Here is an 11,025-nt window from a genome sequence, read left to right as displayed (position 1 = left end):
CGACCTGTTCAACGAGTCCTCGGGGCTACTGCCGTCCAAGGAGTGGAAACGCGCGGCGCGCGGCGCCACCTGGTACCACGGCGACACCATCAACGCCAGCATCGGCCAGGGCTTCATGCTTGCCACGCCGCTGCAGCTGGCCACCGCCACCGCGATTCTCGCCCATCACGGCAAGCAGGTGACGCCCACCCTGGCCGCCGACGCCCTGCGCGTGCCGCCGCGGCCGGACGTCACGCTGCGCCATTCGGAAAACTGGCAGCGCATGGAGGACACCATGGCCGAGGTGGTCCATGGCGAGCGCGGCACCGCCAAGGTCATGGCCGAAGGGGCGCCCTACCGGATGGGCGCCAAGACCGGCACCTCCCAGGTGTTCTCGGTGGGCCAGGAAGAGACCTACAACGAGGACGAACTGGCCGAGCGGCTGCTCGACCACGCCCTGATCATCGCCTTCGCGCCGGTGGAAGAGCCCGCCATCGCGGTGGCGGTGCTGGTGGAAAACGGCCGCCACGGCGGCTCCACCGCCGGCCCGGTGGCGCGCCAGGTAATGGACGCCTGGCTGCTCGACGACAACGGCGAGCTGGCGGTGCCGCCGCCGCTGAACCGCACCCCGCAAACGCAAACCGCCGGCACGACCCCGGGAGGCACCCCATGAGCGTACGGGAATACCAACGGCAGATGCCCCTGGGCGGCGGTCTCGGCACCAAGCTGTCGGCGCGCCTGCACCTGGACGCGCCGTTGCTGACGGCACTGTTGCTTCTGGTGCTGGGCGGGCTCGCCGTGCTCTACAGCGCCGGCGGCGGCGACCTGAACCTGGTGGTGCGCCAGTCGATCCGGTTGGGCGCGGGCTTTCTGGTGCTGCTGGTGCTGGCGCAGATCCCGCCGCGCAGTTACCGCTTCTGGACCCCGGTGATCTACGCCATCGGCGTAATCCTGCTGGCCCTGGTGGTGCTGGTCGGCACCGAGGCCAAGGGCGCCACCCGCTGGCTGACGTTGCCGGGCATCGGCCGTTTCCAGCCCGCCGAGCTGATGAAACTGGCGGTGCCGGCGATGGTGGCCTGGTTCTTCAGCGAACGGAACCTGCCGCCCAACAAGCTGGACGTGCTGGCGGCGCTGGGGCTGATTTTCCTGCCGGTGGTGATGATCGCGGTGCAGCCGGACCTGGGCACCTCGATCCTGATTGCCGCCGCCGGCCTGGTGGTGCTGTTCATGGCCGGCCTGTCCTGGCGGCTGATCAGCCTGGCGGTGCTGGTGCTGGTGATCGCCGCGCCGCTGATGTATTTCTTCGTCCTGCACGACTACCAGCGCAGCCGGGTGGACACCTTCCTCAACCCGGAGGCGGACCCGCGCGGCGCCGGCTGGAACATTATCCAGTCGAAGACCGCCATCGGCTCCGGCGGCGTCACCGGCAAGGGCTGGCTGGACGGCACCCAGTCGCGGCTGGATTTTCTGCCCGAATCGTCCACCGACTTCATTCTCGCCGTGCTCGGCGAGGAGTTCGGCCTGATCGGCTTCGTGCTGCTGATCTCGATCTATCTGGTGATCGTCGGGCGCGGCTTTTTTATCAGCTGGCAGGCCCAGGAGACCTTCTCGCGGCTGCTGGCGGCGGCGCTGACAATGACGTTTTTTATTTATATTTTTGTGAACGTCGGCATGGTGTCCGGACTCTTACCGGTGGTGGGCGTACCCTTACCCCTGGTGAGCTATGGTGGCACCTCGATCGTAACCCTGATGGCCAGCTTCGGCATGCTGATGTCGATTCACACCCATCGCCGTCTGATGACGTATTAAAGGAGAGAGTTGGTGAAAAAAGGATTGTCGGTTGTACTGCGGGCGACCCTGGCGGGCGTCCTGCTCAACGGTGCCGCCCTGGCCGAGACCACCAAAACCAGCAATTACGCGGAACATCCGGAAGCCGGCGCGGTGATCGAGGCGCTCGGCGAACGGGGTTTCGATACCGACCGGGTGCGCCGCCTGCTGGCCGACGCCAAACGCCAGGACAGCATTCTGGAAGCCATCGCCCGGCCGGCAGAGAAATCCCTCACCTGGGCCGAGTACAGCCGCATCTTTCTGACCGATACCCGGGTGGAACAGGGGGTCCAGTTCGCCCGCGAACACGCCGACACCCTGGCCCGCGCCGAGCAGAAATACGATGTGCCCCGCGAGATCATTCTCGCCATTATCGGCGTGGAAACCAGCTACGGCCGCAACAAAGGCCGCTACCGGGTGCTCGACGCCCTGGCCACGCTGGGCTTCGACTATCCACCGCGGGCGTCGTTTTTCCGCAAGCAGTTGGTGGCGCTGTTCGAAATGGAGCGCGACGCGCACATCGACGCCAGCACCATCACCGGCTCCTACGCCGGCGCCATGGGCTTCCCGCAGTTCATTCCCACCAGCTACCAGGCCTACGCCGTGGATTTCGACGGCGATGACGTGATCGACCTGGTCAACAGCCCGGCGGACGCCATCGGCAGCGTGGCCAGCTACTTCGCCGCGCACAAGTGGCAGCCCGGCCTGCCGGTGGCCGCCCGTGCCCGCGTCGACGGCGACGATTACGACGCGCTGGTGAAAAAGGGTTACAAGCCGGGCTTTACGCTGGCGCAGGCCCGGAAGAACGGCGTAGTGGCAGTATCCTGCGAGGGTGATAGCCTGAGCAGCGACTACTGTTTCGACCTGCCGGCCGACACCTCCGTGGCGATGCTCGACCTGATCGGCGACGATGGCCACGAGTTCTGGCTGGTAAGCGACAACTTTTATGTCATTACCCGTTATAACCACAGCGAACTGTACGCCATGGCGGTATTGCAACTGTCCCACCGTATCGCCGATGCCCTGGAGGCCCGATCTCTGTGATTAGAGCGCTTGTTATCGTCACCACGGCTCTCGCCCTGGGCGCCTGCGCCACCGCGCCGGCGCCCACCGAGCCCCCCGCCCAGACGCCGAAGCCGGCCGACGGCGCGCCCGGCTCCGACCGCTACGAGCACAAGGTGGATTCCGGACCCGAGCAGCGCCCGGACGTGGAAAGCCAACCCGAGCCGGTGCCGAAAGAGGAGCCGCTGAGCGCCTACGGCAACCCCAAGACTTACAGCGTCTGGGGCAAGACCTACCAGGTAATGGAATCCGCCGCCGGCTATGAAGAAGAGGGCCTGGCCTCCTGGTACGGGCGCAAGTTCCACGGCTACCGCACCTCCAGCGGTGAGCCGTTCGATATGTACCGCTTCACCGCCGCCCACCGGACCCTGCCGCTGCCCACCTACGCCCGGGTCACCAACCTGGACAACGGCAAAAGCCTGGTGGTGCGCGTCAACGACCGTGGCCCGTTCCATTCCGAGCGCATTATCGACTTGTCCTGGGCGGCGGCGGCGCGGCTCGGCATCGAGGGCAAGGGCACCGGCCGCGTGCGCGTGGAGGCCCTGACCGTGCGCGAGAAGGTCAAGCCCAGCCGCGAAGGCACGGTGCCCACCGCCGTGCGCGCCGCCGTGGACAGCCCGCCGCCGGACACGGCCAAGGCCGCCGAGGGCGACGAACTGTACTTGCAGGCGGGCGCCTTCCAGGCCCTGGACAGCGCCCGCAACCTGGAGCGTGCCCTGCGCGACGAACTGAAACTGCCGGTGTCCGTGCGGCAGCCGGAAAGCAGTGCCCTGTACAAAGTATGGCTGGGCCCGTTTGCCAGCAACGAGGCCCGCGACCGGGCCCGCCAGGCGATACGCCAGGCGGGCTTTACCCCACCCATCCCCGTGAACTGATCCGCCCGTAAGGCTGAAATGATGACTCAATACCTTTCCCCGCAAACCCTGCTGTTCCGGGTGTTCATCTGTCTCTCCCTGCTCACCCTGGCGCCGCTGAGCGCCGCCAACGGCCTGATACCCCGCGCCCCCGACGTGGACGCACGCGGCTATCTGTTGATGGACGCCAAAAGCGGCCAGGTGATCGTCGAGCACAACGCCGAGCAGGAGCTGCCGCCGGCCAGTCTCACCAAAATGATGACCGCCTATCTGGTGGAAAAGGAGATCGCCGCCGGCAATATCACCGAACAGGAGATGGTGCCGATCAGCGTCAAGGCGTGGCGCATGGGCGGCTCGCGCATGTTCATTCAGGAAGGCACCCGGGTATCGGTGCAGGATTTGCTGAAAGGCGTGGTGATCCAATCCGGCAATGACGCCAGCGTCGCCCTGGCCGAGTACGTGGCCGGCTCCGAGGAAGCCTTCGCCGACCTGATGAACAACCAGGCCCGCGAACTGGGCATGGACGACACCCACTTCATGAACGCCACCGGCTGGCCGGCGGAGAACCACTACACCACCGCCCACGACCTGGCGATTCTGGCGCGGGCGATCATCCGTGACTTCCCGGAACACTATGATCTCTACGCCCAGAAGGAATTCACCTACAACGGCATCACCCAGCACAACCGCAACCTGCTGCTGTGGCGGGACGACAGCGTCGACGGCCTGAAAACCGGCCACACCGAGGAAGCCGGCTACTGCCTGGTGTCCTCCGCCAAGCAGAACGGCATGCGCCTGATCGCGGTGGTGATGGGCACCGATTCCGAGGCGGCGCGGGCGCGCGAATCCCAGAAGCTGCTGAGCTACGGCTTCCGCTTCTACGAGACCTATGAAGGCTACGGCGCCGGCGACGTGCTCGACACGCCGGCGGTATGGATGGGCGCCGCCAATCAGGTGCGTCTGGGCCTGGAAGAGGACCTGATTCTCACCGTGCCCAAGGACAGCCAGGACCAGCTGAAGGCGTCCATGTCGATCCGGCCGGAGCTGCGCGCGCCGATCCGCGAAGGCGAACAGTACGGCACCCTGACGGTCACCCTGGCCGACGAGACCGTGGCGCAGCGCCCGCTGGTGGCGCTGGAAAACGTGGAAGAAGCCGGCTTCTTTGCCAAGATCTGGGACCACGTCGTATTGTTCTTTAAAGGATTGTTCAGCTAGAGGCCGCTCATGGCGAACGGCAAGGTCTACCTTAACGGCGAATTCCTGGACCCGGAGCGGGCCCGTATTTCGCCCATGGACCGGGGCTTTCTGTTCGCCGACGGCGTCTACGAGGTGATCCCCGCCTTCAACGGCGTGCTGTTCCGCCTCGACGCTCATCTGCAGCGCCTGGAACGGTCGCTGGCGGAGGTGTCCATCGCCAACCCCCACGACCGGGCCGGATGGCGGCGGCTCTGCGAGGAGATGGTGGCCGCCAATGGCGGCGGCAATCTGTCCGTGTATCTGCAGATCACCCGCGGCGTGGCCGACAAGCGCGATCACGCCTTTCCGGATCCGCCGGTGGCGCCCACCGTGTTTCTTACCAGCGCGCCGATCCCGGTGCCCGCCGCCGACAGCCTGCACCAGACCCGGGGCGCGGCGGCCATCACCCTGGCGGACACCCGCTGGGCACGCTGCGACATCAAGTCGATTTCGCTGCTGCCCAATATCCTGCTGCGCCAGCAGGCGGTGGCGTCCGGCGCCGTGGAAGCGGTGCTGCTGCGCGAGGGCCTGGTCACCGAAGGCGCCGCCAGCAACGTGTTCACGGTGCATAACGACGAGGTGAGTACGCCGCCGCACAGCGCCCGCATTCTGGGCGGCATCACCCGCGACCTGGTGGTGGAGCTGTGCCGCGAGCACGGTATCCCGGTGGTGGAGCGGGAGATTCCCGAAGCGCGGCTCCACGACGCCGACGAAATCTGGGTGAGCAGCTCCACCAAGGATGTAGTGCCGATCACCCGCCTGAACGACCGCCCGGTGGGCGACGGCCGGCCCGGTGCCACTTGGAAAACGCTGTCGCGCCACTATATTCAGTTCAAGCGCCGCCTTTGCGGCCTGGACTGAGACACTGAACGAAAGAGAGACCGACCATGGCGATCCGCGAAGACCTGTGGGACTTTCCCCACGACATGCAGCTCAAGGTCATGGGCGCCGCCGATGCGCCCCTGGAAGACGCGGTGGCGGACATCCTGGAACAGCATGTGGCGGATTTCGACCGCCACGCCCACCTGAGCAGCCGCCCCAGCACCAAGGGCAACTTCGTGTCGATCACCGCCAGCGTGACGCTGCGCCACCGCGAACAGGTGGAAAGCATCTACCGGGATCTGGATGCCTGCCCGCACGTCAAAATCACCCTCTGAGCCGGCGCCCGCCATGCCCACCACGCCGGTCACCGTGCGTCATTTCCCCAGAGTGGACTACCCGTCCTGCTGGCAGGCGATGAAGGATTTCACCGAGCAGCGCGACGCGCACACCGGCGACGAACTCTGGGTGCTGGAGCACCCGCCGGTTTATACCCTGGGCCAGGCCGGCAAACCGGAGCACATCCTTGACCCCGGCGACATCCCGGTGGTGCACAGTGACCGGGGCGGCCAGGTGACCTACCACGGCCCCGGGCAGACGGTGGTCTACCTGCTGCTGGACGTGCGCCGGCTGGGCCTGGGCGCCCGCGCCGTGGTCACCGCCATTGAGGACAGCGTGGTGGAATACCTGCGCGACCAGGGTCTGGACGCGGAGAACCGGCCCGGCGCCCCCGGCGTCTATGTGGCCGGCGCCAAGATCGCCTCGCTGGGGCTGCGCATCCGCCAGCGCGGCAGCTACCACGGCCTGTCGCTCAACCGCGAGCGGGACCCGGCGCCCTGGCGACGCATCAACCCCTGCGGCTACGCCGGGCAGCCGGTCACCAGCCTGGCCGCTGAAGGCGTGACGGTGTCCCGCCAGGCGCTGGAGCAGGATCTGGTTACCATTCTGTCGCGCCGGCTGGGGCTCACCCCCCGGACAGCCCCGCCGCCGGACTGGTACACTCCATTGCAGAGCCCACAAGGCAGATAACTTCGAGAGACGTTCCCATGAGCGAAGCCCAGGCCCACCGCCCGGTGAAAGCGAAGGTTAAAGTCGGCGACAAACTACGCGGCGCCGACAAGGTCCGCACCATTCCGCTGGTCAATGAAGTCCGCCCGGCCCGCGAGCGCAAACCGGACTGGATCCGCGTGCGGGTGCCCGCCAACGGCGAGATCCAGCGCATCAAATCGATGCTGCGCAAGCAGAAGCTGCACACCGTGTGCGAGGAAGCGGCCTGCCCCAACCTGCCGGAATGCTTCGGCGGCGGCACCGCCACCTTCATGATCATGGGCGACATCTGTACGCGCCGCTGCTCGTTCTGCGACGTGGGCTTCGGCCGCCCCAACGGGCTGGACCCGGATGAGCCCAAGCATCTGGCGGAATCGGTGGCCGACCTGGGGCTCAAGTACGTGGTGATCACCTCGGTGGATCGGGACGACCTGCCCGACGGCGGCGCTGCCCACTTCGCCGAGTGCATCCGCGAAGTGCGCGCCCTGAGCCCGGACACCAAGGTGGAGATCCTGACCCCGGATTTCCGGCCCTGCCTGGACGACGCCCTGGATATTCTCGACGCCACCCCGCCGGACGTGTTCAACCACAACATCGAAACGGTGCCGCACCTGTACAAAAAAGCCCGGCCCGGCGCCCGCTACCAGCATTCCCTGGACCTGCTGCAGCGCTTCGGCGAGCGGCGTCCGGACGTGCCCACCAAGTCCGGCATCATGGTGGGCCTGGGCGAGACCAACGATCAGGTGCTGGAAACGCTGCGCGACCTGCGCGACCACGGCGTCGACATGATCACCATCGGCCAGTACCTGCAGCCCAGCAAATTCCACGCGCCGGTGGAGCGCTATGTGCACCCGGACGACTTCAAGATGTTCGCCGTGGAAGGCCGCAAGATGGGCTTCACCTCGGTGGCCTCCGGCCCCATGGTGCGCAGCTCCTACCACGCCGACCTGCAGCACAAGGGCATCGACGTCGGCGATCCGGAGAACCTGGCCCGCGAGCTCTAACCAACTTGTAGGAGCGGGCCTCGCCCGCGAAAGGGTGGCGTCCAGCCACCCGGCAGGATCCCAGAGAGGCTGAGGGAGCTGCCGTTAGACAGGTCTCTGGGATCCTGCCGGGAGCTTTGCTCCCTTTCGCGGGCAGGGTCCGCTCGCACAAGGCGGGTCAACCCAGCGTCACGAACGGCACCACTGTGATTAGCAGCACCGCGATGGCGGCGATCAGAAACGCCACCGCCCGCAGCGGCCGGGCGCGCAGGTTGCGCCACACGGTGGTGGGTTCGCCGCGCCGGTGCGCCTGTTCGAAGGCGGCGCGCTGTTGCTCAAGACGGCGCCGCTGATAGTCCGCCAGCAGCGGCCGGGCCCGCTCCCAATCCTGATCGTCGCTCAGCCAGATGCCGCCGGCGGAGACGCCCCAGACGCTGGGTTCGGTCTGGTAATGGGGGATGCCGTGCTGATCCAGCAGCGCACAAATTTCATCGCGCTCGTCGTCGGGTACCCGGCGCAGGTTAAGCAACAATTTCGACATCCAGGTTTCCTCTTTGGGCAGGTGGACGAACGGCGCCGCCACTATAGCAAACCCCGGCGGCGAACCCCGCCCCGTGGCGCGCTGGAAGAATTTACAATTACCCCACCATCGCCCTCCTGACCGCCCCCGGCTTTTCCTTTACGCTAGTGTTCACTAACCCGTTGGACCCTAAACAGGGAGAGTTCCGGACTTATGCGGCTTGCCGTTCGTGTTCTGTCGATTGTTGTCGCCGCCACCCTCCTGACCGCCCCCGCCGGCGCCGAAGACTGGCCGGACCGGATCATGGAGCGCATGGAAGCCCTGCAACTGCCGGATGAAGCCCTGGCCCTCGCCGCCGTGCCCCTGGACGGCCCGGGCGAGGCGCGCTTCGTCAACGCGGACCGGGTGATGAACCCGGGCTCCACCATGAAGCTGCTGACCACCTACGCGGCGCTGGAGCTGCTCGGCCCCAGCTTCAAATGGCACACCCGCGTTTACACCAACGGGGAATTGAACGGCGACGTGCTCGAGGGCGACCTGTTTCTGGTCGGCGCCGGTGACCCCAAGCTCACCGAGGAGCGCCTCTGGCAGCTGCTGCGCGACCTGCGCGCCTACGGCATCCGTCAGGTCCAGGGCGACCTGGTGCTGGACGATTCCTACTTCCGGCTGCCCCACGGCCAGCCGCATTTCGACGACGACGGCGACAACCCCCACGCCCCTTTCCTGGTGGAGCCCCACGCGCTGCTCACCAACCTGAACGTGTTCCACTTTCAGTTCGCCGCCCGCAAGGACGGCGTCAGCGCCTGGGTGGACCCGGTCGCCGACGCCATCACACTGGACAATCAGATCACCCTGACCAGCGGCGGCCGCTGCCCCTCCGGCCGCCGTCTCAAGGTGGAACCCAGCTACCAGGACAACGGCCGTATCACCGTCACGGTCTCCGGCTCGCTGCCGCCGGGCTGCCGGGCCGGCAACTATCTGTCGCTGATGAGCCAGGAAACCTACACCGCCGCCATTATTCGCGGCCTGTGGAAACAGCTGGGCGGCACCATCACCGGCGCCACCCGTTTCGACCGCCTGCCGGCGGGCGTCGACCTGCTCGCCACCACCTCATCGCCGGACCTGGTCACCATGGTCCGCGACATCAACAAGTGGAGCAGCAACGTGATGGCGCGCCAGCTCTACCTGACCATCGGCGCCGAACACCGGCTGGCGGAAGACCGCGACGACCTGGCCGCCGCCGAGCGCACCATCAAGGACTGGATGGCGCTGAAAGGCATGGATCCACGCGCGGTGGTGCTAGACAACGGCGCCGGCCTGTCCCGCGACGCGCGTATGAGCCCCATGGAACAGATCAAGATGCTGCAGCAGGCCTGGCGCAGCCCGTTCGCCGCCGAGCTGATCGCGTCCCTGCCGCTGGTGGCCATGGACGGCACCATGCACAACCGGCTGCGTGACACCGGCCTGCGCGGCGAAGGCCACATAAAAACCGGCTCACTGACCAATGTGCGCGCGGTGGCCGGCTTCACCCGCGACAGCAACAACACCACCTGGGCGGTGTCCGCCATCGTTAACACACCGTCGGCCTGGAAAAGCCAGGCGGTGCTCGACGACGTGCTGGAAGCGGTGCACCGCCTGCCCGGCGCCCAGGCCGCGGCGGTGACCCGGAACGAAGCCGGCACTCCCGGCGCCGGGGGCTGACGGCCGGAGCGCCCCACCTTGACGGTAAAGCCGGCCACCCGATGCTATGCTCTGCGCTGCATTCATCACCCTTACCGTATCGGGGAAGCTCAATGATCATCGTCCACCATCTGGAAAAATCCCGCTCGCAACGCATCGTCTGGCTGCTCGAGGAACTCGGCATTCCCTACGAGATCGAGCACTACAAGCGCGATCCCAACACCATGCTGGCGCCCGACTCGTTGCGCCGGGTGCATCCCCTGGGCAAGTCGCCGGTGATCACCGACGGCGACACCGTGGTGGCGGAGTCCGGCGCCATTATCGAGTACCTGGTGGAAAAGCACGGCGGTGGCCGCCTCAAGCCCGCCGTGGACGACCCCAACTGGCTGAACTACCAATACTGGCTGCACTACGCGGAAGGCTCGCTGATGCCGCTGATGGTCATGAAGCTGATCTTCAGCCGGGTGCCGAAGGCGCCGATGCCGTTCTTCGCCAAGCCGATCGCCAAGAAAATCAGCGGCGGCATGGTGGGCGGCTTCGTGCAGCCGCGCATTGAAGAGCAGCTGCGCCTGGTGGAAAGCCACCTCGCCAGCCACACCTGGTTCGCCGGCGAAGAACTGACCGCCGCCGACGTGCAGATGAGTTTCCCGCTGCAGGCCGCCGGCGCCCGCGCCAACCTGGACGCCCTGCCGCACATCCGCGACTTTATCCAGCGCGTGGAAGCCCGCCCGGCCTATCAGCGCGGCATCGAACGCACCGGCCCGCTGGAACTGCTCGGCTGAACCCTTTCCCCCTCCCTTTTCGGCCCCGGGGCGCACCGTATCGCCGCGAACTGTGACCCGGGTCCGCTTTCCACTAAAGTCCAATGACGCTAATTGCATAGGTCGTTATTCTTACAAGCATTAACAGTAAGTTACTGTTTTAAGGGCCCCGGCTGCCCTATTCTCAAATGCAAAAAATGGCTTGGCATCAAGCTTTCGGCTGACTCACTGGTCTGGGGAAACATGATTCTGCTGTA

12 protein-coding genes are annotated in these 11,025 nt (G+C 66.4%); 11 read left to right on the top strand and 1 reads right to left on the bottom strand.

The window, feature by feature from the left end:
* The 9 genes from ACEQZD_RS13875 to lipA all read left to right on the top strand — a co-directional run.
* The coding region (locus ACEQZD_RS13875) for a penicillin-binding transpeptidase domain-containing protein (RefSeq protein WP_370186179.1) at positions 1–652 on the top strand (652 nt) is incomplete at its 5' end.
* Positions 649–1,788: a rod shape-determining protein RodA gene (gene rodA, locus ACEQZD_RS13870; RefSeq protein WP_142949572.1), complete on the top strand. Its 1,140-nt coding sequence runs from the start codon at positions 649–651 to the stop codon at positions 1,786–1,788. The genes ACEQZD_RS13875 and rodA, both read left to right, overlap by 4 nt.
* A 12-nt stretch (positions 1,789–1,800) precedes the next feature.
* The gene (gene mltB / locus ACEQZD_RS13865; protein ID WP_255442586.1) at positions 1,801–2,850 is read left to right on the top strand and encodes a lytic murein transglycosylase B; all 1,050 of its coding nucleotides are present in this window, start codon (positions 1,801–1,803) and stop codon (positions 2,848–2,850) included.
* Positions 2,847–3,743 carry a septal ring lytic transglycosylase RlpA family protein gene (locus ACEQZD_RS13860; RefSeq protein ID WP_321196229.1) on the top strand — a complete coding sequence of 299 codons (897 nt, stop codon included), beginning with the start codon at positions 2,847–2,849 and terminating at the stop codon, positions 3,741–3,743. The genes mltB and ACEQZD_RS13860 overlap by 4 nt, the downstream gene beginning before the upstream one ends.
* Positions 3,744–3,764: 21 nt before the next feature.
* Positions 3,765–4,937 carry a D-alanyl-D-alanine carboxypeptidase family protein gene (locus tag ACEQZD_RS13855; RefSeq protein WP_142949573.1) on the top strand — a complete coding sequence of 391 codons (1,173 nt, stop codon included), beginning with the start codon at positions 3,765–3,767 and terminating at the stop codon, positions 4,935–4,937.
* 9 nt (positions 4,938–4,946) lie between these two features.
* Positions 4,947–5,819, top strand: a complete 873-nt coding sequence (locus tag ACEQZD_RS13850; protein ID WP_142949574.1) for a D-amino acid aminotransferase — start codon at positions 4,947–4,949, stop codon at positions 5,817–5,819.
* A gap of 26 nt (positions 5,820–5,845) precedes the next feature.
* Positions 5,846–6,115, top strand: coding sequence for a YbeD family protein (locus ACEQZD_RS13845; protein WP_142949575.1), 270 nt, complete (start codon positions 5,846–5,848; stop codon positions 6,113–6,115).
* Positions 6,116–6,128: 13 nt separating this feature from the next.
* Entirely contained in the window at positions 6,129–6,806 is a 678-nt protein-coding gene (gene lipB / locus ACEQZD_RS13840) for a lipoyl(octanoyl) transferase LipB (protein ID WP_142949576.1), read from the top strand.
* A 17-nt stretch (positions 6,807–6,823) separates the two neighbouring features.
* Positions 6,824–7,828, top strand: coding sequence for a lipoyl synthase (gene lipA / locus ACEQZD_RS13835; protein ID WP_142949577.1), 1,005 nt, complete (start codon positions 6,824–6,826; stop codon positions 7,826–7,828).
* 157 nt (positions 7,829–7,985) lie between these two features.
* Here the strand turns inward: lipA and ACEQZD_RS13830 are convergent, their stop codons facing one another.
* Positions 7,986–8,348 carry a DUF6164 family protein gene (locus ACEQZD_RS13830; protein WP_142949578.1) on the bottom strand — a complete coding sequence of 121 codons (363 nt, stop codon included), beginning with the start codon at positions 8,346–8,348 and terminating at the stop codon, positions 7,986–7,988.
* 192 nt (positions 8,349–8,540) lie between these two features.
* On the opposite strand from ACEQZD_RS13830, the gene dacB reads away from it, so the two are divergent.
* Together dacB and ACEQZD_RS13820 are read left to right on the top strand one after the other, a co-directional pair.
* On the top strand, positions 8,541–10,028 hold the full coding sequence (gene dacB, locus ACEQZD_RS13825; RefSeq protein ID WP_370186175.1) for a D-alanyl-D-alanine carboxypeptidase/D-alanyl-D-alanine-endopeptidase: 1,488 nt from the start codon (positions 8,541–8,543) through the stop codon (positions 10,026–10,028).
* A gap of 92 nt (positions 10,029–10,120) precedes the next feature.
* Complete coding sequence (locus tag ACEQZD_RS13820; RefSeq protein WP_142949580.1) at positions 10,121–10,789, top strand: glutathione S-transferase family protein; 669 nt, start codon at positions 10,121–10,123, stop codon at positions 10,787–10,789.
* Positions 10,790–11,025 lie beyond the last annotated feature (236 nt).

Origin of the sequence: Alloalcanivorax sp. (assembly GCF_964221125.1) — a bacterium.
GTDB classification, from domain to species: Bacteria; Pseudomonadota; Gammaproteobacteria; order Pseudomonadales; family Alcanivoracaceae; genus Alloalcanivorax; species Alloalcanivorax venustensis.
This window is presented reverse-complemented; position numbering and strand designations above follow the sequence as displayed.

Bases quoted from the DNA above. Each gene is read 5' to 3' on its own strand.
- ACEQZD_RS13850 (WP_142949574.1), top strand. From the start codon at position 4,947: ATGGCGAACGGCAAGGTCTACCTTAACGGCGAATTCCTGGACCCGGAG.
- ACEQZD_RS13845 (WP_142949575.1), top strand. From the start codon at position 5,846: ATGGCGATCCGCGAAGACCTGTGGGACTTTCCCCACGACATGCAGCTC.
- ACEQZD_RS13855 (WP_142949573.1), top strand. From the start codon at position 3,765: ATGACTCAATACCTTTCCCCGCAAACCCTGCTGTTCCGGGTGTTCATC.
- lipB (WP_142949576.1), top strand. From the start codon at position 6,129: ATGCCCACCACGCCGGTCACCGTGCGTCATTTCCCCAGAGTGGACTAC.
- ACEQZD_RS13830 (WP_142949578.1), bottom strand. From the start codon at position 8,348: ATGTCGAAATTGTTGCTTAACCTGCGCCGGGTACCCGACGACGAGCGC.
- lipA (WP_142949577.1), top strand. From the start codon at position 6,824: ATGAGCGAAGCCCAGGCCCACCGCCCGGTGAAAGCGAAGGTTAAAGTC.
- rodA (WP_142949572.1), top strand. From the start codon at position 649: ATGAGCGTACGGGAATACCAACGGCAGATGCCCCTGGGCGGCGGTCTC.
- ACEQZD_RS13820 (WP_142949580.1), top strand. From the start codon at position 10,121: ATGATCATCGTCCACCATCTGGAAAAATCCCGCTCGCAACGCATCGTC.
- dacB (WP_370186175.1), top strand. From the start codon at position 8,541: ATGCGGCTTGCCGTTCGTGTTCTGTCGATTGTTGTCGCCGCCACCCTC.